This is a genomic window from Bacillus sp. SJS (assembly GCF_000732485.2).
Lineage (GTDB): Bacteria > Bacillota > Bacilli > Bacillales > Bacillaceae > Metabacillus_B > Metabacillus_B sediminis.
In genome coordinates this window covers 1-25434 of the sequence record NZ_JAQV02000028.1, presented here as the reverse complement: position 1 = coordinate 25434, position 25434 = coordinate 1, and the positions used below count along the sequence as shown (strand labels likewise).

Annotated in this window: 27 protein-coding genes and 3 riboswitches; of the genes, 22 read left to right on the top strand and 5 right to left on the bottom strand. The window is 43.3% G+C overall.

Translation table 11 applies throughout. The annotated features are described in order from the left end of the window. The first annotated feature begins 426 nt into the window (after positions 1 to 426). Positions 427 to 575: riboswitch (cyclic di-AMP (ydaO/yuaA leader) on the top strand. Between the two features lie 90 nt (positions 576 to 665). Further along, complete coding sequence (locus tag AS29_RS17290) at positions 666 to 1322, top strand: potassium channel family protein (RefSeq protein WP_035413573.1); 657 nt, start codon at positions 666 to 668, stop codon at positions 1320 to 1322. Between the two features lie 3 nt (positions 1323 to 1325). After that, the gene (locus AS29_RS17285; RefSeq protein ID WP_035413575.1) at positions 1326 to 2651 is read left to right on the top strand and encodes a TrkH family potassium uptake protein; all 1326 of its coding nucleotides are present in this window, start codon (positions 1326 to 1328) and stop codon (positions 2649 to 2651) included. Positions 2652 to 2711: 60 nt separating this feature from the next. Here the strand turns inward: AS29_RS17285 and AS29_RS17280 are convergent, their stop codons facing one another. Both AS29_RS17280 and AS29_RS17275 read right to left on the bottom strand, forming a co-directional pair. After that, positions 2712 to 3437: a ZIP family metal transporter gene (locus tag AS29_RS17280; RefSeq protein ID WP_035413577.1), complete on the bottom strand. Its 726-nt coding sequence runs from the start codon at positions 3435 to 3437 to the stop codon at positions 2712 to 2714. A 116-nt stretch (positions 3438 to 3553) separates the two neighbouring features. Further along, positions 3554 to 4540 carry an ABC transporter substrate-binding protein gene (locus AS29_RS17275; protein WP_035413580.1) on the bottom strand — a complete coding sequence of 329 codons (987 nt, stop codon included), beginning with the start codon at positions 4538 to 4540 and terminating at the stop codon, positions 3554 to 3556. Between the two features lie 171 nt (positions 4541 to 4711). On the opposite strand from AS29_RS17275, the gene AS29_RS17270 reads away from it, so the two are divergent. Genes AS29_RS17270 through AS29_RS17250 form a run of 5 tightly spaced genes read left to right on the top strand, consistent with a single transcriptional unit; the run spans position 4712 to position 8666 of the window. Beyond that, complete coding sequence (locus AS29_RS17270; RefSeq protein ID WP_035413581.1) at positions 4712 to 5716, top strand: FecCD family ABC transporter permease; 1005 nt, start codon at positions 4712 to 4714, stop codon at positions 5714 to 5716. Beyond that, on the top strand, positions 5713 to 6765 hold the full coding sequence (locus tag AS29_RS17265) for a FecCD family ABC transporter permease (protein WP_035413583.1): 1053 nt from the start codon (positions 5713 to 5715) through the stop codon (positions 6763 to 6765). Before AS29_RS17270 ends, AS29_RS17265 begins: the two co-directional genes overlap by 4 nt. Before the next feature lie 41 nt (positions 6766 to 6806). Continuing rightward, entirely contained in the window at positions 6807 to 7625 is an 819-nt protein-coding gene (locus tag AS29_RS17260; RefSeq protein ID WP_035413585.1) for an ABC transporter ATP-binding protein, read from the top strand. Beyond that, the gene (locus tag AS29_RS17255) at positions 7618 to 8400 is read left to right on the top strand and encodes an IucA/IucC family C-terminal-domain containing protein (RefSeq protein ID WP_035413586.1); all 783 of its coding nucleotides are present in this window, start codon (positions 7618 to 7620) and stop codon (positions 8398 to 8400) included. Before AS29_RS17260 ends, AS29_RS17255 begins: the two co-directional genes overlap by 8 nt. A 2-nt stretch (positions 8401 to 8402) precedes the next feature. Next, on the top strand, positions 8403 to 8666 hold the full coding sequence (locus AS29_RS17250; RefSeq protein ID WP_035413588.1) for a DUF2573 family protein: 264 nt from the start codon (positions 8403 to 8405) through the stop codon (positions 8664 to 8666). 514 nt (positions 8667 to 9180) lie between these two features. On the opposite strand, the gene AS29_RS17245 is transcribed toward AS29_RS17250, so the two are convergent. Both AS29_RS17245 and AS29_RS17240 read right to left on the bottom strand, forming a co-directional pair. Beyond that, positions 9181 to 9534 (bottom strand): spore coat protein, encoded by a 354-nt coding sequence (locus AS29_RS17245; RefSeq protein ID WP_035413831.1) that lies wholly within the window; start codon positions 9532 to 9534, stop codon positions 9181 to 9183. 25 nt (positions 9535 to 9559) lie between these two features. After that, positions 9560 to 9826: a hypothetical protein gene (locus AS29_RS17240; protein WP_035413829.1), complete on the bottom strand. Its 267-nt coding sequence runs from the start codon at positions 9824 to 9826 to the stop codon at positions 9560 to 9562. Positions 9827 to 10057: 231 nt separating this feature from the next. Between AS29_RS17240 and AS29_RS17235 the strand changes: the two genes are divergently transcribed. Then, entirely contained in the window at positions 10058 to 10975 is a 918-nt protein-coding gene (locus AS29_RS17235; RefSeq protein WP_035413827.1) for a proline dehydrogenase family protein, read from the top strand. Positions 10976 to 11019: 44 nt separating this feature from the next. On the opposite strand, the gene AS29_RS21140 is transcribed toward AS29_RS17235, so the two are convergent. Then, entirely contained in the window at positions 11020 to 11169 is a 150-nt protein-coding gene (locus tag AS29_RS21140) for a YuzL family protein (protein ID WP_082883900.1), read from the bottom strand. A gap of 179 nt (positions 11170 to 11348) precedes the next feature. Here AS29_RS21140 and AS29_RS17230 point away from each other — a divergent pair, with 179 nt between their 5' ends. From AS29_RS17230 to AS29_RS17165, 14 genes are all read left to right on the top strand, one after another. Further along, positions 11349 to 13730 carry a 3-hydroxyacyl-CoA dehydrogenase/enoyl-CoA hydratase family protein gene (locus AS29_RS17230; protein WP_035413825.1) on the top strand — a complete coding sequence of 794 codons (2382 nt, stop codon included), beginning with the start codon at positions 11349 to 11351 and terminating at the stop codon, positions 13728 to 13730. 13 nt (positions 13731 to 13743) lie between these two features. Next, positions 13744 to 14919 (top strand): acetyl-CoA C-acetyltransferase, encoded by a 1176-nt coding sequence (locus AS29_RS17225; protein ID WP_035413823.1) that lies wholly within the window; start codon positions 13744 to 13746, stop codon positions 14917 to 14919. 27 nt (positions 14920 to 14946) lie between these two features. Further along, positions 14947 to 16731: an acyl-CoA dehydrogenase family protein gene (locus AS29_RS17220; RefSeq protein WP_035413821.1), complete on the top strand. Its 1785-nt coding sequence runs from the start codon at positions 14947 to 14949 to the stop codon at positions 16729 to 16731. A 255-nt stretch (positions 16732 to 16986) separates the two neighbouring features. Continuing rightward, a complete protein-coding gene (locus AS29_RS17215) occupies positions 16987 to 17343 on the top strand; it encodes an arsenate reductase family protein (RefSeq protein ID WP_035413835.1) in 357 nt (118 codons plus the stop codon). Between the two features lie 49 nt (positions 17344 to 17392). Then, entirely contained in the window at positions 17393 to 17776 is a 384-nt protein-coding gene (gcvH, locus tag AS29_RS17210; RefSeq protein ID WP_035413819.1) for a glycine cleavage system protein GcvH, read from the top strand. Between the two features lie 58 nt (positions 17777 to 17834). Continuing rightward, positions 17835 to 18080 (top strand): YusG family protein, encoded by a 246-nt coding sequence (locus tag AS29_RS17205; RefSeq protein WP_035413817.1) that lies wholly within the window; start codon positions 17835 to 17837, stop codon positions 18078 to 18080. A gap of 119 nt (positions 18081 to 18199) precedes the next feature. After that, positions 18200 to 18547: a toprim domain-containing protein gene (locus AS29_RS17200; RefSeq protein ID WP_035413813.1), complete on the top strand. Its 348-nt coding sequence runs from the start codon at positions 18200 to 18202 to the stop codon at positions 18545 to 18547. 20 nt (positions 18548 to 18567) lie between these two features. Beyond that, positions 18568 to 18876: a thioredoxin family protein gene (locus AS29_RS17195; protein ID WP_035413812.1), complete on the top strand. Its 309-nt coding sequence runs from the start codon at positions 18568 to 18570 to the stop codon at positions 18874 to 18876. 205 nt (positions 18877 to 19081) lie between these two features. Next, a riboswitch (SAM riboswitch) is annotated at positions 19082 to 19188 on the top strand. Positions 19189 to 19248: 60 nt separating this feature from the next. After that, entirely contained in the window at positions 19249 to 20562 is a 1314-nt protein-coding gene (locus AS29_RS17190) for an O-acetylhomoserine aminocarboxypropyltransferase/cysteine synthase family protein (RefSeq protein WP_035413809.1), read from the top strand. Between the two features lie 106 nt (positions 20563 to 20668). After that, positions 20669 to 20781, top strand: a riboswitch (SAM riboswitch). A 93-nt stretch (positions 20782 to 20874) separates the two neighbouring features. Further along, positions 20875 to 21900: a methionine ABC transporter ATP-binding protein gene (locus AS29_RS17185; RefSeq protein WP_035413807.1), complete on the top strand. Its 1026-nt coding sequence runs from the start codon at positions 20875 to 20877 to the stop codon at positions 21898 to 21900. Further along, on the top strand, positions 21893 to 22561 hold the full coding sequence (locus AS29_RS17180; protein ID WP_035413806.1) for a methionine ABC transporter permease: 669 nt from the start codon (positions 21893 to 21895) through the stop codon (positions 22559 to 22561). Before AS29_RS17185 ends, AS29_RS17180 begins: the two co-directional genes overlap by 8 nt. An 11-nt stretch (positions 22562 to 22572) precedes the next feature. Continuing rightward, complete coding sequence (locus AS29_RS17175) at positions 22573 to 23409, top strand: MetQ/NlpA family ABC transporter substrate-binding protein (protein WP_035413805.1); 837 nt, start codon at positions 22573 to 22575, stop codon at positions 23407 to 23409. A gap of 161 nt (positions 23410 to 23570) precedes the next feature. Then, positions 23571 to 24830 (top strand): dicarboxylate/amino acid:cation symporter, encoded by a 1260-nt coding sequence (locus AS29_RS17170; RefSeq protein WP_035413833.1) that lies wholly within the window; start codon positions 23571 to 23573, stop codon positions 24828 to 24830. Between the two features lie 64 nt (positions 24831 to 24894). Next, positions 24895 to 25263 carry a carboxymuconolactone decarboxylase family protein gene (locus AS29_RS17165; protein WP_035413804.1) on the top strand — a complete coding sequence of 123 codons (369 nt, stop codon included), beginning with the start codon at positions 24895 to 24897 and terminating at the stop codon, positions 25261 to 25263. Positions 25264 to 25434 lie beyond the last annotated feature (171 nt).

Below are 25434 nucleotides of genomic sequence, written 5' to 3'. Positions count from 1 at the left end.
CTAAACCTACGTATTTAATGGTATCCTTCATAATAGCTAGCTCCTTCCGTAATGTAGCTCTGATTTGGTTTTGTTTGACAAAAACAGTCTAACCAAATTAACCTACGATTTTACGAGTAAGGGGCTAGTTTCGTTCATGATAACTCGCCGCTTTGCGCCTGCGGGGTCTCGCCTGTCCCGCTCCTCCCGCATGAGTCTCGCGCCTTCTACTCCAATCAATAGGTGTTAAAAATACCTGCAAAAGTAAGAGGCTTAAATAGATGGAAGGAAGAAGGACTAGGCCGGTTATAAGAGCATGTTATCTGTATGATCGTCAAATAAAAACAATTTAACAATCTTTGTTTGGTTTAAGGACATTTTTACTCTTTACTATCGAATCAATCAAAGGTAAGATACTTTCGTACCATTCAAAATTATATGTTTCACTTACCTTTATCGCTCAATCCTTTTGGAGCGGGGGACCCGTTATTGTGTGGTGGCTATTGCCTTCACTTGGGGTGAATTCTTCTTATTAGAAAGGGCTACTTCATGCCCTAACCCGACAGCTAACCTCGTAAGCGTAATGGAGAGGCAGATGAAACTTGTGTTCGTACACGGCACAGGGACACTCCTCTGTGCTTTTTTGTGCATTTTTTAAGGATTCTACATAAAGGGAGATTTCATCAGTGAGTAAACAATTTGCCGTTTTTGGACTAGGAAGGTTTGGCGGAAGTCTTGTAAAAGAGTTTCATGATCTGGGCAGGGAGGTCCTGGCTGTTGATAAAAATATAGATAAGGTCCATCAATACGCACCATATGCTACCCATTCCGTTCAGGCAAATTCCATGGATGAGGAAGCGCTGAAGCAGCTTGGGGTCCGTAATGTGGATCACGCTTTTGTTTCATTGGGAGACGATATTGAGGGAAGTATTTTAACTTCCTTACTGCTTATAGAGCTTGGAATATCCGAGGTATGGGCAAAGGCGCAAAATGATTACCATCAGCGGGTGCTTGAAAAAATCGGAGTTACACGTGTCATTCATCCGGAACGGGATATGGCGAAAAGAATTGCCCACCATATCATTTCAGAAAAAATGATTGATTATATTGAGCTATCAAAAGAGCATAGTATGGTGGAATTAGTCGCAACTGATAAAATAAACCGTAAATCCTTAAATGACCTGGACATTCGGGCCAAATTCGCCTGCAATATCGTTGGGATCCAGAGAAATGAAGATATGATTGTTTCTCCGGCAGCTGAAGAAACGGTGGAAAAAGGTGATATCCTGCTTGTTATCGGAAAAAATAAAGATATAGCCCGTTTTGAAGAGGAAGGAATGTAGCGAATGAAGATGCCTAAAGTCATTAAACTTAAACCTTCGCAACTGCTTGTTCTAACATTTGCTATTGGTATTGCTGCCGGCACTTGTCTGCTAAAACTTCCGATATCCACTACTCAAGGAATCTCATGGGTCGATTCATTGTTTGTCGCTACATCTGCTATGACTGTAACAGGTCTTTCCTCCGTAGATCCGAGCACAGCGTTTACTACGTTTGGTCAAACCGTTGTTGCTCTGCTGATTCAGATTGGCGGCTTGGGAATCATGTCATTTGCCGTCCTGATCTACATGATGCTTGGAAGAAAAGTGGGGATTAAAGACCGGATTGTGATGCAGCAGGCATTGAATCAGACGAACATAGGCGGGGTTATCCGGCTTGTGAAGTATATGTTCATATTTGCATTTGCTATTGAATTTGTTGCCATGATTTTTTTATCTATTGTATGGGTTCCTGAACTAGGATGGAAAAAAGGTTTGTTCTATGGATTTTTCCACTCAATTTCTGCCTTTAATAATGCAGGATTCGGACTTTTCTCTAATAACTTAATCAACTATGTTGGGAACCCGATTATCAATATCGTTATTAGCGGCCTGTTTATTGTGGGAGGAATTGGTTTTACTGTGCTGGTGGATATGTGGCAGAAGAAGAAGTTCAAAAAATTCAGCCTGCATACAAAAATTATGCTGGTTGCAACACTTGTAATTAATCTTGTATCTATGCTGATTCTTTTTGTTCTGGAATATGGAAACCCTGGTACGCTTGGAGGGCTCTCACTGGGAGATAAGCTGTGGGCATCCTGGTTTCAGGCCGTTTCTCCAAGAACTGCAGGGTTCAATACACTTGATATCGGAGCCATGCATGAAGCATCTCTCTTTTTTGTCATGATTCTAATGTTCATAGGAGCGGGAAGTGCTTCAACAGGGGGCGGAATCAAACTGACCACAGCTATTGTTATTTTTCTGGCTACCCTGACCTTCTTAAAGGGGAGAAAGGAAATCACCATTGGCAGACGTGCTCTTGATGGAGGTTACATTGTAAGAGCTCTATCCATTACCATCATATCCATCCTTTTTATCATGGGAGCAGTCTTCCTGATGACGATTACAGAAAATGAATCGTTTTTGGAAATTGTATTTGAAGTAGTCTCAGCATTTGGTACAGTAGGGCTCTCTATGGGAGTTACGGCTAACTTTACAGACTTTGGTAAAATCGTTCTCGTATTTATTATGTTCCTCGGCAAGCTTGGACCGTTAACTCTTATTTATTCTCTTGCTACACCTTCTGGAAATGAGATTGTGCGATACCCGAAAGAGGATATCCTAACTGGATAACAAAAGATAAGTGTCAGCCGTATAAACAAAGCCCGCTTGTAATAAGCGGGCTTTGTTTACTTATAGCTGAGATAAAATCATCGAGCAGAGAACACCTAAAGAAGTAATCATACCCACGATAGGACCTCCTTCTTCATAGGCTTCCGGCATCATAGTGGAGGCAACCATTGCGATAATTCCACCAGCAGCGAAGGCACCTATTGAAGCCGTAAAAACAGGTGAAGCATTTTGCAGAAGGGAGTAGCCGAGCAATGAACTGACCGTAGCCAGGACAACGACGATTACCCACATAAATAAAATTTTCTTCCGCGAATACCCATCTTTTATCAAACCAGTTGTGCTGGATAATCCTTCTGGAAAATTACTGATGAACACAGCGATTACCATCAAAACACTAACTGAGCCTTGCTGCAGAATACTTACTCCAATAATGACCGATTCAGGAACCGCATCAATAATTGTTCCTATAAAAATCGATACCCCGGAATGATTTTCAGGGTTTTCCTTGGACCGCTTTCTCTGATGCCCGCCTTTATTTGCAATAATGAGCTCGCTTACCGTAAAAAGCAGTGCTCCTGCGATGAAGCCAATCGTGGTGGAAGTGATTCCTCCTCCATCCAAAGACTCTTCCAGCAGATCAAATGAAGCAGCCCCAATCAAGACTCCCGTTCCAAATGACATGATCCATCCAACCATTCGCGGAGGAATTCGTTTAAGCATTCCTAATAGCGCGCCAATTAAAATGGACGATCCCGCAAAAGCCCCCCATAGTGCTGCCTGCCCCATATTTTCACCAGCCGTTTCCTTGAGTTTCTATTCTATCCTTACCCCAAGGTGAAAAACTGTATTCCTTTCTGATATCAAAAAAGCTGAAGGAGAGTTTCCTTCAGCTTTTAGCAGCATTATTTTTTAACGATGTATTGTTCAATTTCATCCAGCATCTTGTTTGCAGCCAAAACACCGCCTGCTGTATTCCAGATAGCATCATCTACTTTGTAGGCTTTGCCGTTTTTCACAGCACTAAGGTTTTGCCAAAGAGGGTCCTTTGTGAATTCTTCTTCTGTTTTTACCGCTTCTGTATCTCCCTCAGGAGCATAAGTGAAATAGAAGAGCAAATCTCCATCCATTTGCGGGATCGCTTCCTTGCCTACTTCTCTTACAAACAGATCTTCCTGATTATCAGCAAACAGCTTATCAGTTGCTTCAGGGTACTTGATTCCCAGCTGATCAAAGATAACTCCTGAGAACGTATCCTTGTAATAAACGCGGGTTTTGCCTGCCATAAAGCGGACGACTGAAACCTTTTGGGAAAGTTTATCTCCGCCTTCTTTTTTGATGGAGTCAATTCGTGCATCAAATTCTGCAATGACTTTCTTTCCTTCTTCTTCACGATCCAAAGCCTTGGAATAAAGCGAGAAATTTTCCTTCCAGTCTCCGCGAAGCGTTTCAGCGAAGACAGTCGGCGCGATGGCGCTCAATTTTTCGTAAACCGCTTCCTGGCGCATTTTATTTCCGATAATCAAGTCAGGCTTAAGGGCAGCAATGGCCTCTACGTTAACTTCACTTTCTGTTCCTACTACTTTCACATCTTTCATATCGTCCTTAATATGATCGTACCAAGGATTTCCAAGCCAGGATTGAACCGCTCCAACAGGTTTAACCCCCATTGCCAGCGCTGCTTCAGTCCCTTCATTTGTTAAAACAACAACCCGTTCAGGCTTTTTCGGGATTTTTGCTTCGCCCATGGCATGCTTCACTTGATACCCTTCTTCTGGACTCGCTTCTTCCTTTTTGCTTTCTGTATTGCCGCCGCAGGCTGCCAGCAGCAGGGTAAGAGCAAGAATTAATGCGGTGATGCTAAACCAGGATTTTCTGTATGTACGACTCATCTATAAACCCCCCATATGATAATGATTTTCATTTACAAGTAAAATAATAAGTCGCTTTTGTATGCGATGTCAACACGTAATTGAAAATGATTTTCAAATTCATTCTCATTTGTTACAATAACCGTAGACTTGAAAAGTCAAAAACTGATGATCAAAATACGGAGAAAAAATATGCTGCTTAAGTCACATTCACAAAAATTCATTCTATTATTAGGGCTGTTTTTGATCCTTGCCGCTGCCATGTGTGCGAGTATTGTGTACGGTTATGCGCGTACGAATTGGACAATTGCATTCAAGGCATTTACCGATTTTAACGGCTCTAATGAACATATTATCATTACATCAGTCAGGCTTCCGCGTGCTTTAATTGCTGCTCTGGTTGGGGCAAGTCTTGCAATGGCAGGCGCCATCATGCAGGCGCTAACGAAAAACCCGCTTGCTTCCCCAGGGGTGTTTGGAATTAATGCGGGAGCGGGATTTTTTGTAGTCGCTGCCGTATCAATTTTTCATGTTTCATCTCTGCAGGCATTTACGTGGCTTTCTTTCCTTGGTGCTGCCGCTGCTGCTTTAACGGTCTATTTTATTGGATCGATGGGCAGGGAGGGGTTAACGCCTGTAAAGCTGACGCTGGCGGGAGCTGCAATGGCTGCGCTCTTCAGTTCACTTACTCAGGGCTTGCTGGTTGTAAATGAAGCAGCTCTGGATCAGGTTCTGTTTTGGCTGGCTGGATCCATTCAAGGGAGAAAGCTTGAATCTCTTATTGCAGTGCTGCCTTATGTGACTGCGGCTTTTATCATCTGCGGATTCCTTGCCCCGAAAATTAATGTCCTTACAATGGGGGAAGATGTAGCGAAGGGGCTTGGCCAGAAAACTGGGACTGTGAAAATTTTTGCAGCCATTGCGGTTATTTTCCTTGCAGGCGGGGCAGTATCCATATCGGGTCCGATTAGCTTTGTAGGGATTGTTATCCCGCACTTGGCCCGTTATTTTGTTGGAAACGATCACCGGTGGATCTTGCCTTATTCGGCAGTACTTGGGGGAATTCTTCTAACTGTTTCGGATATTGCGGCACGATATGTCGTTATGCCGGAGGAAGTGCCTGTCGGAGTTATGACAGCGCTGATTGGAACGCCTTTCTTTATTTACATCGCAAGAAAGGGGTTTGATCGGGCATGAAAACGCATTGGACTGTTCGGATAGGAAAATCTGTTTCATTTTTAATAGATAAAAAAGCTTTTAAAGTTTCTATAATTATGGCAGCTGTTTTGCTTGCCGGGTTTTTCATCAGTACAGGAGCGGGTGAGGTCATGATGAGCCCGCTTGAAGTAATCAAGACACTGACCGGATTTGGTTCAGAAATGAATATGCTCATCATCTCATCATTTCGGCTGCCAAGAATACTGATTGCCATTTTAGTTGGTGTCTGCCTTGCTGTAGCAGGAGGGATTTTACAGGGAATTATTCGAAATCCTCTTGCATCACCGGATATTATCGGGATTACAGGGGGAGCGTCTTTTGCAGTCGTAACTTTTTTGGCGCTTTTCAGTGATAAAAATAATGCATTGACCGTAAGCATTCAATGGATGCCTGTTGCATCCTTTATCGGTGCTGTTACAGTCGGGTTTATCGTATATGCCCTTTCCTGGAAGGGTGGATCGTCATCATTCAGACTGGTGCTCGTAGGGATTGGTTTCTCCCTTCTTGCTCAGTCAATGACCACTCTTATGATGATTAAAGGGCCGATCTATAGAGCTTCACAAGCAAATACTTGGATTACAGGGACCGTGTACGGAGCTACCTGGCAGCAGGTGAAAATCATGCTGCCACTAACCCTGTTGCTTCTTTTCCTTACAATTATCGTTATTCGTCTGATCAACCTGCAAGGGCTTGGAGATGAACTGGGAACAGGCGCAGGAAGTGCGGTGCAGCGCAACAGACTTCTTCTTTTAGCGCTCAGCACAGCTTTGACTGGTACTGCTGTAGCTTTCGCCGGGGGAATCGGTTTTGTCGGACTGATGGCCCCTCATATAGCCAGAAGACTTGTAGGCTCCTCCTATGGAGCCATGCTCCCTGTATCGGCAATAGCCGGAGCCTTCCTGGTCATGATTGCAGATCTGATCGGAAGGACTGTATTTTCACCCCTAGAAGTACCGGCAGGAGTGTTTACGGCAGCGATAGGGGCTCCTTATTTTATTTACCTGCTATATAAAACAAGGAATACGTAAAAATTAGCTATGGGCTCGAATTTGAAAAGGGGCGAGATAACATGAGTGCAATTGAAACGAAATCCCTGACTTTATCCTACGGGGATTCCATTATTATAGATGAACTGGATCTGACCCTTCCAAAAGGCGAAATTACTGTTTTTATCGGAAGCAACGGCTGCGGAAAATCGACATTGCTCCGCTCCCTCGCGAGACTTCTTAAGCCAAGTCATGGATCCGTCCTTTTAGAAGGAGGGTCTATTGCAAAGCTTCCGACAAAGGAGGTAGCGAAAAAACTCGCTATTCTTCCGCAAGGACCTGCTGCACCGGAAGGACTTACCGTTCTTCAGCTTGTTAAACAAGGGCGTTATCCTTACCAAAATTGGCTGAGCCAGTGGTCAAAAGAGGATGAGGATGCCGTCTACAAAGCGCTTGAATCTACAAGAATGCTGGATTTTGCCGACCGTCCTGTCGATTCCCTGTCAGGAGGACAGCGCCAGCGTGCATGGATTGCGATGACGCTCGCACAGGACACGGATATTATTCTTTTGGATGAACCTACGACCTATCTTGATATGACACATCAGATTGAAATATTGGATTTGCTGTTTGAGCTGAACGAACGCGAAAACCGAACGATTGTCATGGTGCTTCATGATTTAAACTTAGCATGCCGCTATGCTCATCATCTTGTAGCCATTAAGGACAGAAAGATCCATGATCAGGGTAAACCGGAGGAAGTCATAAGCTGCAATCTGGTTCAGGACGTTTTTCAAATGAATTGCGAGGTCACAGTGGATCCGCTTTTCGGAACCCCTCTTTGTATACCGCATGGACGGGGCCGCTGTATTCTGAAAGAAGTGAGTATGCAAAATGGCTGAATTTATAGAAAGAGAGCTTGCGGAACTTGAAAAATTCCGTTTGGGAAGGAAGCGCTGGTCTTCCACCCTCTCTGTTGAAGTAAAGGATCTCCTGGACCCAGAATCATTAAAAGCCTATTTGGACAAGGTGAAACCGAAGATTGAAGCTCCTGACCGAAAGACAGCGGCGTCCATGCTTTTAAAGCGTTATGGATTTCTAGCCGCTTTAACCCTGTATTCCATGACAGTCTATAATAAGGTTCCTAACCTAAGACCCGAAAATCTATCTTTGGAAACGGATGACCAGGATCCTTTATGGCTTCCGTCCTTTCATTTTCATAATCTGGAAGCCGTCGTGCCGGGAGAAAATGAAAGCAGGGAAGAATGGAGAAGCTCAGTTATTCGACAGCTTTTCGCAGAAAACATTTATCCACTGATCAAGACAGCAAGCAGAAATACAAGTATATCCAAATGGATTCTTTGGGAAAATGTTTGCATCTATGTAAAGTGGATGTTTGAAACCCTTTTAGCATCTGTTCCAGAAGGAATCAGCAAAGACCAGATTGAAAGCGACTTTCATTTTACAGTAGCTGAAGCAGAAGGTTCCCTCTTTGGAGATTATCATCAGAATCCATTGAAGCGTTATGACGGGCAGACAGCCATACAGCCTGAGACAGGTCAGGAAATCAGAATGAGACGCACCTGCTGCCTGTTTTACTTAACCTCTGATCGCGGAGCCCGCTGCAAAACTTGTCCCGTTAAATGTGTAAAACCACCTAAAGGATACGGGGGATAACAATGGACAAAACGTTTAAAGACCAATTCGACGGCCTGTTTGAAAAATACTGCGACCTCCTCATTGGGACATCTGAGGCAGATCGGCAGGAAAGAGTGCAAATGTGGGCACTCTACACCCATATGGCCAAAACGATGCCAAATTTGGTGAGGCATTGGAACGCAGAATACCCCGAATTTAAACTTGCGATGAAACAAGTGAGCACCGAAGTCAAAGAAATGAATGAACAGCACCGTGAAAATAATCAAAAGAGAAAAGACGACTAAGCACCGGCGTAATATATAAGCCGGTGCTTTTTTGCACTCTATGTGAATAACGATTTGGGCATGGAAACGAGGGTTGTGAGGAGTCATGATGAATTTCTTAAGGTTTATGATGAAATTTGAAATTATATGCTGAAACCGGCTCACTAGAATTATCAAAGTGCGCCGGTCCAATTCAGTTTTATGCACAATTAGAGGCTCTGTCAAAAAGCGACTGTGACAGTTCCAGCTCCACCGTCTTTCAGCGCTGAGCAAGCGCCCTCCGCTTTTCGTGGTGTCCAGCTCCCCGGCTAGCTGTTCGGCCGCTTCGCTGGCCCTGTCAAAGTCAAAGAACGACTTTGTCAGTTCCAGCTCCACCGTCTTTCAGCGCTGAGCAAGCGCCCTCCGCTTTTCGTGGTGTCCAGCTCCGGGCGCTAGCGCTTCGGCCGCTTCGCTGGCCCTGTCAAAGTCAAAAAGCGACTTTGTCAGTTCCAGCTCCACCGTCTTTCAGCGCTGAGCAAGCGCCCTCCGCTTTTCGTTATTGCATTAATCCCCCATAAGGTGATTGCTGCTGGGCGTAGCCGGAGAATTGCTGATAGGTTTGCTGCATTTTTTGGGCTTGTTCTGCTTCGACTTTGTACCAGCCGTTTTTGAACATTAAATTATAGAGGTGTCTCTGGCAGTCCTGGGTTTCGTTAAAGATGGACTGGATATCTTTATATAAGCTTTCGTGGCTCATTTCATTCATGGCTGTGCAGTAGGAGTCTGTCATGTATTTTTCAGTGGCAAGCAGATCATTTACAAAGTCACGTTCGTTCATTTGCGGGGATTTTGGTACTTGTGTTTCCTGGTTGCCAATCTTCCCGGCTTGCTGATTTTGGTTTTGATTCATAACGTGAATCTCCTTTCTGTTTAATTTATTGAAGAGGCGGCTGTGATTGAGCCTGCTGCGGCTGAAGATGGCTTAGTACGGTTTGGTAATGTCGGTTGTGCATTTGTCCCGTTTTTTCCAATTCCATTTTCAGTTCCTGGTTTTGGCATTGCTCTGCAAAAAAGTGAGCTTTTTTCATGGCCAAAAGATTCCAGGAGAGCATATCTTGAAGGTACAGATGGTCTTTTGTTGATATGATATTCGGCGGCTGCGGCATCACGTTGGATTGGTTTTGCATTGGCTGCTGCTGCATGTTCATTCCTCCTTAAATAAAAGCGTATCGTTCCTATCCTTCCTCCAGCAGGTAGGTTTCTATTCATTTGACATGAAACGACACCTTTGGATAAAAAATGATATTCAAATAGTCAGAAAGATGATAAAATACTTGTAATTGAAGGCGCTTTATATAATAGAGGGTATTGTAGGGAGCTCAGCCGTCATTTATTTTTGAGATATAATGTATGCGGTTGCAGGAGGGGAAAATATGGAAACAGTAATGCGCAATTTTTTCTTGTTTTTGTCCAAAAATAGAGGGCTTACAAAAGTAGCCAAAAGGTACGGATTAAAATTTGGTGCTGCCCGTTTTGTTGCCGGCGAAACAATTGAGCTTGCTTCAGAGGCCATTAGACAGCTCAACAACAAGGGGCTAGATGTCACCATTGACTATCTTGGTGAATTTGTTGATAATGCGGCTGAAGCCAATGAAATGGCCGACAATTCAATTAAGGCTATTGAAGCAATAGGCAGAGAAAGGCTCCAATCTCAGCTCTCTTTGAAAATGACTTCCATGGGCCTCGATATTTCTGACGCGCTTGTGATGAACAATATGCGCAGAATTCTTGAAGCAGCAAAGAAAAATGATGTTTTTGTCACAATCGACATGGAGGATTACAGCCGCTGCGGCAAAACCATCGAGATTTTCAAAAAACTCAGAGAAGAGTATGACAATATTGGGACTGTTATTCAGGCATACTTATACCGGACTGAAGAGGACATCGAAGATTTGAACAAATACAGCCCGAATTTAAGATTGGTTAAGGGTGCTTACAAAGAATCGCCTCAAGTTGCTTTCCCTGAGAAAAAAGATGTAGATGAGAATTTTAAAAAGATCATTAAAATGCATCTTCTAAATGGAAACTATACGGCTGTTGCTACGCATGATGACGCCATTATTGAATATACAAAACAGCTTGTAGAGGAGCATAATATCCCTCTTGATCAATTCGAATTTCAGATGCTTTTCGGCATCCGTCCGGAGAGACAGCTCGAGCTTGCCAATGAAGGATATAAAATGCGTGTATATGTACCATACGGAAATGACTGGTACGGCTACTTCATGAGAAGGCTTGCAGAGCGTCCTGCGAATGTCGCGTTCGTCCTTAAGGGAGTCATCAAGAAATAACAAAAAAGGGTCCTCATGCTAAAAAGCAGAAGGATCCTATTTTGTTATGCTTCGTCCATATTATGCTTTTTATATTGCTGATTGGTGCTTGTATGTTTGCCTCCGCCATCCTGCTCGTTGAAAGGACCCGCGTTTCCTTTAACACTTGCTGCACTGACACCTGCTTTTGATGGATTTTTTTTCAATTTTGCCATCTGTCTTCACCTCCACTGTCCTAGCGTTCCTTTTCATAGAAAGAAAAATCATATTAATTCCATCAAATGTATTGAAGAAATTTTCAAAATCTTTTATATTAGTAATGAGAAGGAAATGGGAAGAACTTTTTTTTGAGCAAAAAATGAATGAGCATTCATTCAAACAAGGGGGAAAACTTATGGTCCAGCAAATTAATAAAGCTGCGGTGCTGGGAACCGGCGTTATGGGTTCGGGAATTGCGGCACATTTAGCAAACATCGGGATCCCTGTTTTGCTATTGGATATCGTGCCTAAAGAGCTCACAGGGGATGAGCAGAAAAAAGGGCTGACGCTGGAAGATCCAGCCGTAAGAAATCGGCTATCATCAAGTTCCATTCAAAAACTGCTAAAACAAAAACCGGCTCCGCTAACATCCAAAAAGAATCTTGCTCTCATTGAAGCAGGGAATTTTGAAGATGATATGGAGCGTTTATCCGAGGCTGATTGGATTATAGAGGTCGTAGTAGAAAATTTGGATGTAAAGAAAAAAGTGTTTGCGCAGGTTGAAAAGTACCGGAAGAAGGGGAGCATTGTCAGCTCCAATACATCCGGAATCTCTGTTGAAGCGATGGCATCCGAGTGTTCAGAGGAATTTAGAAAGCATTTCCTCGGAACTCACTTTTTCAATCCGCCGCGCTATTTAAAGCTCCTGGAGATTATTCCGACTAGAGATACAGATGAGCAGATTCTTCAGTTTATGAAAACGTTCGGGGAAGATGTTCTCGGCAAGGGAGTGGTAGTTGCCAAGGATACTCCTAACTTTATCGGAAACCGGATTGGAACATACGGTCTTCTTGTAACGTTAAGAAAAATGCTTGAAAAGGGATACAGCGTTGGTGAAGTGGATTCAATTACAGGCCCTTTAATAGGCCGGCCAAAAAGTGCAACTTTCAGAACGCTTGATGTCGTTGGATTGGATACATTTGTCCATGTGGCAAACAACGTATATGAAAATGTTGAGGAACAGGAAAAAGAAGTCTTTAACGTTCCTTCATTTATGAAGCAAATGCTTGAAAATGGATGGCTTGGTGCGAAGTCAGGACAGGGTTTCTTCAAGAAGGAAGGCAAGGAAATTCTTGAACTGGATCCATCCTCTATGGAATATAGAAGCAGACAAAAATTAAGCGCTCCATCAATTGAAATGGCAAAACAGGCAAAGGGATCAGCAAAATTGAAAGCGCTTATTTATGCAGATGACCGTGCCGGACAGCTGCTTTGGGAAATAACAGCTCCAACCCTTCTTTATTCAGCAAAGCTTCTTGGAGAAATTGCGGATGACATTGTATCGATTGATCAGGCAATGAAATGGGGCTTTGGATGGGATAAAGGGCCATTTGAGCTTTGGGATGCGATTGGCCTTGAAAAATCCTCCGAAAAACTGAAGGAAGAGGGATATAGTATTCCTGCCTGGGTTTCTGGAATGCTTGAGAAGGGCCATACATCCTTCTATATAGAAGAAAATGGAGTGCGCTTCTATTACAGCAATGGGGAGTACCGCCGTTTGGAAACGAACGAGAAAGCTATTAATCTTAAGTCTTTAAAAGAAACAAAAGGTGTTATTAAGAAAAACAGCGGTGCAAGCCTGATTGATCTTGGAGATGGAGTAGCTTTGCTTGAGTTCCATTCTCAAAGCAATGCAATCGGCATGGATATTATCCAGATGATTAATTACGCCATCGATGATGTAGCACTTAATTTTAAAGGGCTTGTCATAGGCAACCAGGGGAAAAACTTCTGTGTCGGCGCCAACCTGGCAATGATTTTGATGGAAGCACAGGATGATAACTTCTATGAAATCGACGTGGTCATCCGTCACTTCCAGCAGGCTATGCAAAAAATAAAATACAGTCCAAAGCCAGTTGTGGCTGCGCCATTCGGTATGACGCTCGGCGGCGGAGCGGAAATCTGTCTCCCTGCTGCGAGAATCCAGGCATCCAGCGAAACGTACATGGGACTTGTAGAAGCCGGTGTCGGGTTGATTCCAGGCGGCGGAGGCAATAAAGAGCTGTACATTAAACATTTAAACAGCATTCCTAAAGGGATGGATTTTGATCTTCAAAACGTAGCAAACAAGGTTTTTGAATCCATTGCAATGGCGAAGGTTTCCACTTCAGCAGCTGAAGCAAGAGATGCTCAATTCCTGGATGCTCTGGATGGCATCAGTATAAACGCTGACCACCTACTGCATGATGCGAAACGGACGGTGCTTCAGCTTCACGAAAACGGCTATCGTCCTCCTGTGAAAGAAAAGATTCCGGTTGTAGGGGAATCAGGCTATGCAACACTGCTTCTAGCAGCACAAACGATGCAGCTGTCAGGCTTCATTTCGGAGCATGATTTAAAAATCGCGAAAAAACTTGCTTTTGTTATTGCCGGCGGAAAAGTTCCATTTGGCACAAAAGTGGATGAACAATACTTGCTTGATCTTGAAAGAGAAGCATTCCTGAGTCTCGTTTCAGAAGGTAAATCACAGCAGCGGATGCAGCACATGCTTGTCAAAGGAAAACCGTTACGTAACTAAGGAGGGGTACCAGATGAGAGAAGCGGTCATTGTTGCAGGTGCAAGAACACCTGTAGGAAGAGCGAAAAAAGGAACATTGGCAAGCGTGCGCCCTGATGATCTGGGAGCACTTGCTGTAAAAGAAACGTTAAAGCGTGCGGGCAATTACGAAGGCAATATTGATGATTTGATTATCGGCTGTGCAATGCCTGAAGCTGAGCAGGGCTTGAATATGGCGAGAAATATTGGAGCGCTGGCAGGATTGCCGCATACCGTTCCTGCAGTTACGATCAACCGTTATTGTTCTTCCGGTCTTCAGACGATTGCCTATGCTGCTGAAAAAATCATGCTTGGGCATTCCGATACGATTATAGCAGGCGGAGCGGAATCCATGAGCCTTGTGCCAATGATGGGTCATACCATTCGTCCAAATGCCAGGCTTGCGGAAGAAGCGCCTGAATACTATATGGGAATGGGACATACAGCTGAACAAGTGGCCCAGAAATACGGAGTCAGCCGTGAAGATCAGGATGCATTTGCTGTAAGAAGCCACCAGAGGGCTGCAGCTGCGATTGAAGCCGGAAGATTTGAAGATGAAATCGTACCCGTTGAGGTTACGCTTCGTTCTGTGGGGACTGACAACAAGCTGAAAGAAAAGTCCATCTTATTTTCCAGAGATGAAGGAGTACGCCCCGGAACAACGCAGGATGTCCTTGCCAAACTCCGTCCCGTATTTAATGTGAGAGGATCCGTAACAGCAGGAAATTCCTCTCAAACGAGTGACGGTGCCGCCGCAGTCATGGTCATGGATCGTGAAAAAGCGGATGCTCTTGGGTTAGCGCCTATGGTAAAATTCAGATCCTTCGCTGTTGCGGGTGTACCACCGGAAGTTATGGGAATCGGTCCGGTTGCAGCTATCCCGAAAGCGCTGAAGCTTGCCGGTCTGACTGTCGGGGATGTGGGATTGTTTGAATTAAATGAAGCCTTTGCCTCCCAGTCACTTCAAGTAATCCGAGAGCTTGGATTAGATGAAGAAAAGGTGAATGTGAACGGAGGAGCTATTGCAATCGGTCATCCGCTTGGATGCACAGGCGCAAAGCTTACGCTGTCGCTTATCCACGAAATGAAACGCAGAAATGAGCAGTTTGGTGTTGTAACTATGTGCATCGGCGGCGGTATGGGTGCTGCAGGCGTATTTGAACTAGTTTAATAGAATATAAATTTGGAGGGTTAAATAATGGCTAAATCATTGGAAACCGTAACAAAAGGCGGAAGCTTTTTAATTGAGGATGCATCCTTTGAACGTGTATTTACACCGGAGGATTTTACAGAAGAGCATAAAATGATTGCAAAAACGACGGAGGACTTTGTCGTAAATGACGTACTTCCACAGCTTGAAGACATTGAAAAACATGAATTTGATAAATCCGTAAAGCTCTTAAAGCAAGCAGGAGAACTGGGACTGCTCGGTGCGGACGTTCCTGAAGAATACGGCGGACTTGGCCTGGATAAAATCAGCTCAGCTCTTATTACAGAGAAATTCTCCCGTGCAGGAAGCTTTGCGCTTTCCTTTGGAGCTCACGTAGGAATTGGGTCTCTGCCAATCGTTCTTTTTGGTAATGAAGAGCAGAAAAAGCAGTATCTTCCCGACTTAGCCGTTGGTGAGAGACTAGCTGCATATGCTTTGACAGAACCTGGTTCCGGATCAGATGCACTTGGAGCAAGAACAACTGCAAGGCTGAATGCAGAAGGTACTCATTATGTATTGAACGGTGAGAAACAATGGATTACGAATTCCGCTTTTGCTGATGTGTTTGTTGTGTATGCAAAAGTTGACGGCGAACATTTCTCCGCGTTTATCGTTGAAAAAGAATTTCCGGGAGTTTCAACTGGGCCTGAAGAGAAGAAAATGGGAATCAAAGGTTCTTCTACACGTACACTGATTCTTGAAGATGCCATGGTGCCAAAGGAAAACCTTCTTGGAGAGCTTGGAAAGGGCCACGTAATCGCCTTTAACATTCTAAATATTGGCCGCTACAAGCTTGCTGTTGGGACAATTGGCGGCTCAAAACGGGTCATCGACGTTTCCGTCCAATACGCGAACCAGCGCCAGCAGTTTAAGACACCAATTTCAAAATTCTCGCTCATTCAAGAGAAGCTTGCGAACATGGCTTCCAAAACATACGCAATGGAAAGCTCTGTATACCGTACGGTAGGTCTTTTTGAAGAAAGAATGAGCTTGCTTTCCGAAGTAGAGACAAAGGACGGCCGTGCTGTGGCTGCCTCAATTGCTGAATATGCGATTGAGTGTTCATTAAATAAAGTTTTGGGATCTGAAACACTTGATTATGTAGCAGATGAAGGTGTACAAATTCACGGCGGCTACGGTTTCATGCAGGAATATGAAGTAGAAAGAGCTTACCGTGATTCCCGTATTAACCGGATCTTTGAAGGAACGAATGAAATTAACCGTCTTCTCGTGCCAGGAACATTCCTTCGTAAAGCCATGAAAGGCGAGCTCCCTCTTCTTCAAAAAGCACAGGCCCTGCAGGAAGAGCTAATGATGCTTATGCCGGAAGAAGTGGGTGAAGGCACGCTTGAGCAAGAGAAGCATTTGCTTAAAAATGCGAAAAAAATCGGGATTATGATTGCTGGTTTAGCTGCACAAAAGTACGGACAGGAACTGCAAAAAGAGCAGGAGATTCTTGTGAATATTGCTGATATTGTAAGCAATATTTATGCAATGGAGTCTGCGATCCTCCGTACCGAGAAAGCAATCGCTGCTTCTGGAGAAGCTAAAAACAGCCAAAAGCTTCTTTATACACAAGTTTATTGCCAAGAGGCATTTAACGAAATTGAAGCACATGCTAAAGAATCCCTGGTAGCTATTGAAACAGGTGATTCCCTTCGCATGATGATTTCCGCATTGCGCAAATTTACCCGCTATACACCGATTAACGTCATTGCAAAAAAACGTGAAATCGCAGCAGCAATTATTGATGCGAATCGCTATGTAAACTAATTTTTTTCACAGAAGAGAGCATGCAGCCCGGCCGGCTTGCATGCTTTTTTTTTGATGACTTTGATACATATGAATGCATGAGCTCATAGAGTAAATGAACGAGCGAGTTGAGCTTGTATATCGGTCCATAATGCTCTTCCTTGCAAACGAACGGCAAAGGTGAGTAAAATAGGGCTATAACTTTTTAGGCAGCCTTGCTTAATGATGAGCGTTTATTTCAACATAATTGGCAGGCTGCATGGTACAATAAGGAGGATTACATTGGACTTTTACTGGTATCCTAAATGCGGTACATGCCGGAAAGCGAAGAAATGGCTGGAAGAGCAGGGCCATGAACTAAATGTAATACATATTGCGGAAAACCCCCCTAGTAAAGATGCATTAAAGGATCTTTATTCCAAGAGCGGTTTGGAGCTGAAGAAGTTTTTTAATACGAGCGGTCAGAAATACCGTGAGTTAGGCTTGAAAGACCGTTTGAGCAGCATGAGTGAAGACGAAATGCTAACCGTTTTATCTTCAGATGGAATGCTCATTAAAAGACCGATTACAGCGAGCGGAAGCAAGGTCACTGTGGGTTTTAAAGAAAATGACTTTGAGCAAATGTGGACGTAAGAAGAGACTCTGTCTTTTCCATAAACAATAGAACTTTGGAGGGAATAAAATGAATACACCAAACGAACTTCGTTATTCTGAAGAACATGAGTGGGTAAAAGTTGAAGGCGATAAAGTACGAGTAGGAATTACACATTTTGCACAGTCAGAGCTTGGAGATATTGTTTTCGTTGAGCTTCCTGAAGCGGGAACTGAAATTAAAGCAGATGAGCCGTTTGGTTCTGTTGAATCTGTTAAAACTGTTTCTGAGCTTTATGCACCAATCAGCGGTAAAGTTGTGGAAGTGAATGAAGACTTGGATGACAATCCTGAATATGTAAATGAATCTCCATACGAAAAAGCGTGGATGATCGTGATTGAGCCCTCTGATTCAAGTGAAATCGAGAACTTGATGACGGCAGAACAATACACAGAAATGACCAACGAAGACTAATTTATCCAGCGTTTTATAAATCAAGTTGGGTCATCCTAAGGAAAAAGGAGGGCTTGACTTGACGCTTAAAAAACAACGGATCGACGTTACGGATCATATAACGGGCAAGTTTGTAAATGGACAGATGAATCTTTTTTTGGACAACCAGCCGATCGGGACAATGACTAATGGGGAAGGCGGCAGCAAATTTGAGTTAAAGAACGGATTCGAAGCCAATGAAGACCGTTTTTATCAGATGGCTGACGTGCCGGATAAACCAGATGAAAAGTATGTTGATTGTGACGACGAAAACGGCTGGTGTTAATGATAAGGCAGTGGAGCCGTCCACTGCCTTATCTGCTTTTCATTCCAGACTGCTTCTGCAGGAAACATTGGATTGAAAAGAGAATAAACTTTAGAAAGACAAAATGAACAGGTGATGTGATGGTCATGTCAGAGGCTCCTAAAATCATTATTGTTGAAGGCAGATCAGATAAGATGAAAATTCAGGAAGTCATTAATGAGCCGGTCAAAATTATTTGCACAAATGGCACAATTAGTCTCACAAGAATGGACGAACTTATTGATGAATATTTTGAAAATGATGTCTATGTGCTAGTCGATACAGATGAAGCGGGAGAGAAGCTCCGAAAGCAGTTCATCAGAGAGTTTCCTGAAGCTTCGCATCTGTATATTGATAAAATGTATAAGGAAGTTGCTGCATCTCCAGAGCACCATATCGCCTCCGTATTGCTTGGAGCGAATATTGACGTCCAAGCGAAATTTTTATAGCAGGGAGTTCTGGTTTTATTATGATTGAAATAAATGATAAACAGATTTCTGGGAGGATGGATAAGGGACGGTTTATTTTGTATCTCTATACTCCCTTCTGCGGAACATGCCAGCTTGCAAAGCGTATGCTTACAGTAGTGGATGAGGCATTGCCGGAAACGGACATTTATATGGCGAATCTAAATTATTTACCGGGTTATGCAGGAAAATGGGAAGTTGAGAGTGTTCCATGCTTGCTGATTTTTGAGGATGGACATATTAAATCGAAACAATATGCATTTCAATCTGTTGAATTTTTGTATAGATTGCTTCAAAAAGACGGCGCTTAATGCGGCGTTTTTCATTTTTTAAGAGATGATAAAAAGTTTCCATTTCGATAAATAGTATTAGGCGGATCTTTTTTCGACCTCATTCTGTTTGTTTCCCTCTCATTCAGCATATTTCTCGGGAAATAAAATGGTCGGCAATTTTTTTTTTAGTAAATAGTTGCCAACAACAGAAAAAGAGGTTAATATTAAGAAAATTCAAACAAATATCTTATCAAGAGCGTTGGAGGGTACTGGCCCGATAATAACGCAGCAACCGGTCTATTTAGATACGGTGCTAATTCCAGCAGAGGGTTACCTTCTGGCAGATGAGAAGAGCGGACAAAGACCTCTTCTTCGGAAGGGGTTTTTATTATGAAAACAGGGGGAGATCGAATGAGTGAAAATGGATTCAGACCGGAAACGCTGGCCGTACATGGAGGACTTAAGGAAGACCCGATTACAGGAGCAAGAGCTGTACCTATTTATCAGTCAAATGCGTATTTGTTTAAAGACACGGATCATGCAGCTGATCTTTTTGCTTTAAAAGAGCCAGGGTACATTTATACGAGGATACATAATCCTACCGTTTCAGTGCTAGAAGAAAGGGTGGCGCAGCTTGAAGGCGGGGCAGGTGCTCTAGCTGTTTCAAGCGGAATGGCAGCCATTACCCTCGCGATACTAAATATTGCAGAAGCTGGAGATGAAATTGTCGCGGCTTCCAATCTTTACGGCGGAACCTATAATTTATTTGCAAATACGTTGCCGAGATACGGCATCAAAACAGTTTTTGCCGATGCATCCGATCCTGAGAATTTTAAGAAGGCAATCACTCAAAAAACGAAGGCGATCTTTGGTGAAATAATCGGAAATCCCAGCCTTCAGGTTCTTGATGTTGCATCGGTATCTGAAATTGCTCATGAAGCGGGAATTCCTTTAATCATTGATAATACCTTTGCTACACCATACCTTTTCAAACCCATTGACCATGGAGCGGACATTGTGGTTCATTCGGCTACAAAATGGCTGCTTGGCAATGGAACGACATTAGGGGGCATTATCGTGGATGGCGGCAAGTTTGACTGGTCTACAGGCAAATTTCCAGCCTTCGTTACTCCTGACCCAAGCTATCATAATATCGTTTTTGCTGAAGCCCTCGGCGAACTCGCTTATATCGTAAAGGCAAGGGTTCAGCTTCTGAGAGATTTAGGTCCGGCATTAAGTCCGTACAATGCCTTTCAATTTACATTGGGATTAGAGACGCTGCATGTCAGGATGAAGGAACACATTGCAAATACAAGGAAAATCGTTTCCTACCTTCAAAACCATTCCGCAGTTAAGTGGGTATTATACCCGGAGCTTGAAGAACATCCATCAAAAAACCTTGCTGATCGATATTTGCCAAAAGGAGCCGGTGCAGTTATTGTATTTGGAATAGATGGAGGCTTGGAGGAAGGGAAAGCCATTATTAATCACACGAAGTTATGGTCGCATGTGGCGAATGTTGGGGATGCCAAAAGCTTAATTATTCATCCGGCAAGCACCACACATCAGCAGCTCTGCAAGGAAGAGCTAATAGAGGCCGGCGTTTCGGAAGATCTGATCAGATTGTCTGTAGGAATTGAACATTCAGACGATCTGCTTGAGGATTTGGAGGCAGCTATTTTCGCCGCTACAGGAAAACGATCGTTAACTGTAAGCAGCAATTAATTGCATACATTATTTGTTGACAACTTTATTTTAGCATGATAAACTCACTTTCAGATCTGAAATATTTTTAAAATTTCAAACTATCCCAACTGAATAATAAATTGTTCTCTTATTAAGAGAGGTGGAGGGACGTGCCCTATGAAGCCCGGCAACCATCAGTTATGTAACTGAAGTGGTGCCAATTCACTCAAAATGCTCAGGCATTTTGAAAGATGAGAGAAAGGTATCCTATATTTTAATGCCTTTCTGCTCACTTGTGCAGAAGGGCATTTTTTATTCCTTTCAGATCGGATCAGAAAGAAGGTGAGTGCAGTGATTACACTTAATCATGTTTCAAAAGTATACTCTGTCAAATCAGGGAGCATCACAGCCGTAGATGATGTGAACCTTGAAGTTCAAAAAGGTGAAATCTTTGGAATCATCGGCTATAGCGGAGCAGGCAAGAGTTCTTTAATCAGACTCTTGAATGGTCTCGAGACTCCTACATCGGGAACAATTGAGGTCGCAGGAAACCGGATTGCCGAGATAAAAGGAAGCAAGCTTCGGAAGGCCAGACAGGAAATCAGTATGATCTTCCAGCATTTTAATCTCCTATGGTCCCGCACAGTGGCCGACAATATTGCATTCCCGCTTGAAATTGCAGGAATCCCTGCTTCTGAAAGAAAGGAGCGTGTAAAGGAATTGATCCGTCTTGTCGGATTGGAAGGCAGAGAGAGCGCTTATCCATCACAGCTGAGCGGAGGTCAAAAGCAGCGTGTTGGAATTGCGAGAGCCCTTGCAAATAACCCAAAGGTGCTGCTGTGTGACGAAGCAACCTCTGCACTTGATCCTCAGACAACGGATTCCATTCTGGAACTGCTTGTAGATATTAACCAGCGTCTGGGTCTGACGATTGTTCTCATTACCCATGAGATGCACGTCATCCGCAAAATCTGCCACAAGGTAGCGGTCATGGAAGATGGGAAAATCGTTGAAGAAGGAGAGGTGCTGAATGTATTCAGAAAACCTAAAGCTCCTATTACGAAACGATTTGTCCAGCAGGTTACTGAGCCTGAAGAGACGAAGGAAACCATTGCCCATCTGATTGATTCTTATCCGTCAGGACGAATCGTCCAGCTGACCTTCGTAGGCGATTCTACAGAGCAGCCGGTTGTGACCAGCTTAATTAAAAACTACGATGTTAAAGTGAATATCCTGCAGGGTAAAATATCACAGACCCAAAGCGGGGCTTATGGTGCGCTGTTCCTTTATATCGACGGGGAAGAAACAGAAATGGACCGGGCTTTACAATTCTTATCAGATCATCAGGTAGAAGTGGAGGTGGTTGCCCATGCTTGAGCAATTATTTCCTGAAGTGAATTGGGAAAAGGTTTGGACGGCTGCAGCTGAAACGATTTATATGACGGGCGTTTCGGTACTGGCAACTTTTATCCTTGGAATTCTCCTTGGATTGCTATTATTCCTTACATCTAAAGGAAACGTCTGGGAAAATCGGATAGTGAATATGATCATTTCAGCCTTCGTAAACGTATTTCGCTCCATTCCGTTCATTATATTAATTATCCTTTTGATTCCATTCACAAAAGCGATCGTTGGGTCTATGCTCGGTGCAGAAGCTGCACTTCCCGCATTGATCATCGGCGCAGCACCCTTTTACGCAAGAATGGTTGAAATAGGTTTAAGGGAAATTGATAAAGGGGTTATTGAAGCGGCAAGATCAATGGGTGCTTCCACCTTTACGATCATCTGGAAGGTTCTCTTGCCGGAATCGATGCCAGCCCTTGCATCAGGTATTACCGTTACTGCCATTGCACTCGTAGGATATTCCGCTATGGCTGGTGTTATCGGTGCCGGCGGACTTGGAAATCTTGCTTATTTAGAAGGCTTTCAGCGCAGCAACAATGAAGTAACGCTCGTCGCTACCATTCTCATTTTGATTATTGTGTTTATTCTCCAAATCATTGGAGATTTCATTACAAGAAAACTAGACAAACGCTAGGGGGAAAAGAAATGAAGAAATTATTAATAAGTACAGTATTTGCGGTATCCGCGCTTGCATTATCCGCGTGCGGGACATCCGGATCCGGTTCGGGTTCAGGCAGTGAGGAAACAGGGAAACTGATTGTTGGCGCATCCAACGTGCCTCATGCAGAAATTCTTGAAGAAGCGAAGCCGCTGCTAGAGAAAAAAGGTGTAGAACTGGAGATTAAAACCTTCCAGGACTATATTCTTCCGAACAAAACACTTGCTGACAAAGAAATCGATGCTAACTACTTCCAGCACATTCCGTACCTTGAGTCTCAAATGGCTGAAAACAAAAACTATGATTTTGTGAATGCCGGTGGAATTCATATTGAGCCAATCGGAGTATATTCAAAAAAATACAAATCACTTGAAAAGCTTCCAAAGGGAGCTACAATCATCATGAGCAACTCGGTAGCAGACCACGGACGCATTCTGACTATGCTTGAGAGCGAGGGACTGATTAAGCTTAAAGAAGGCGTAGACAAAACAAAAGCTACAGTTGAAGATATTGAGGAGAATAAAAAGGATATTCAATTCAAGGCAGATGTAGAAGCAAGTCTTCTTCCGCAAATCTACAACAATGATGAAGGCGATGCAGTGCTGATCAACACAAATTACGCGATTGATGCAGGACTTAACCCTCAGAAAGATGCGATCGCCTTGGAAGGTTCTGATTCTCCATATGTAAATATCATCGCTGTCCGCAAAGGCGATGAGAACAAAAAAGAAGTGAAAGCACTTGTTGAAGTTCTTCACTCAGATGAAATTAAAAAATTCATTGAAGAAAAGTACGAAGGTGCAGTTGTACCAGTAGATAAATAAGCATGATGTAAAAGTCCCGAAAGGCTTCCTTTTGGGGCTTTTTTTCTTGCCTAAAAACACTAAGCCTGTTGATTTGTGTCAAATATCCGATTAATTTAATCAGAATATTTCGTTACACTTATACTGTAAGCGATCACAAACAGAGGGGATGGGGTATGTTGATGAGAATAAATTTTCGTAATCTAACTGTGCAAGTGGTGATTGGGATTATCCTCGGGATCATTACAGGGTTCTTCTTCCCAGAGTTCGCTGTAAATTTAAAGGTTCTAGCTGACATCTTTATTAAAATGATTAAGATGGTTATTGCTCCGATTATTTTCTTAACCATTGTTATTGGAATTGGCGGAATGGGCGATTTGAAAAAGGTGGGCAGGATCGGCGGCAAAGCGTTAATTTATTTTGAAATTGTGACAACTTTTGCTCTTGCTATTGGAATTCTTGTTGTTAACCTTATTCAGCCTGGTGCTGGTGTAAATAAAGAAGGGGCGAGCAGTGATGCTGTCAGTACATACGAAGAGCAGGCAAAAGATTCAGATCACGGAATCGTTGGGTTCATAACGGATATTGTTCCCGAAAATGCAATTGGTGCTATGGCAGAAGGCGAACTTCTTCCAATATTGTTTTTTGCTGTCCTATTCGGTGTGGCTGCAGCAGGTCTTGGAGAAAAGTCTAAACCAGTGATTCAGCTGTTTGAACGGTTTACTGATATTTTCTTTGGGATAGTAAATATGATTATGAAAGTCTCACCAATCGCAGCCTTTGGAGCAATGGCTTTCACAATTGGGGAATTTGGAGTGGAATCACTTGCGAACCTGGGGAAGCTGATGGGATCTGTCTACTTGACGATGTTCCTGTTTATTATTGTGGTTCTGGGAGCCATTGCCCGATTCAATGGATTTAGTATCTTCAAATTCATTGCCTATATTAAAGAAGAAATATTACTCGTACTCGGAACTTCTTCTTCAGAATCAGCGCTTCCTAAAATGATGGAAAAACTGGAGAGGTACGGCTGTTCTAAATCTGTAGTCGGTCTGGTAATCCCAACCGGATATTCTTTTAACCTGGATGGCACGTCCATTTATTTATCAATGGCAGCCATCTTCATTGCTCAGGCATATGGCATTGATTTAACGATATGGCAAGAGCTCACCCTATTGGGAATATTGATGCTGACCTCTAAAGGGGCTGCAGGAGTAACGGGGTCAGGATTTATAACACTGGCTGCAACCGTTGCCGCTTTTCCCATTATCCCTGTAGAAGGGATCGCCCTTTTAATCGGGGTAGACCGGTTCATGTCGGAAGCAAGGGCGATTACCAATCTGATCGGAAATGGAGTAGCTACCGTTGTTATTTCCAAAAATGAAAATGAGTTTCATCCTCCATCTGTTTCAACAGACAGTAAGGCTAATTTCGAAGCTTAAAGTGCATGACTGGGTTTTTATGGTGGCATACTAATTCCGACTTTTACAAATGGGAGTGGGAATAATGGATCATATGGAGCCTCGTAATTCAACAGAAGCTGCCCTGCATCAGTATAAGATGGGTCTTGGAGCCTTTACTCAAAAAATGCCGGAATTCGCTCATCAGTTCAATGCGTTTACGGAAGCATGTTTTCAAGCAGGAGAGCTGTCTCAAAAAGACAAACAGCTGATCGCCCTCGGAATTAGTCTTTATTCACAGGATGAGTATTGCATTATTTACCATACAAAAGGGTGCCTTGACCAAGGGGCGACAGAACAGGAAATTTTAGAAGCTGTTGGTGTGACCGCAGCCTTTGGAGGCGGAGCAGCTATGAGCCAGGCTGTTACCCTTGTTCAGGAGTGCATGACTGAATTAAATCAGCTTAAGCAATAATAGAAAGAGGCTGGGACAAATCTCAGTAAATAAGAGAGGCCGTCGCAATTAAGTTTGCGACGGCCTCTCTTTTTATGTTTAGTGTTCATTTTTTAATGAAGAATATAAGGACACCTTCTGATAAAATTAAAGTTACCACACAATAACTATCGGAGGTGCCCTTATGTATAA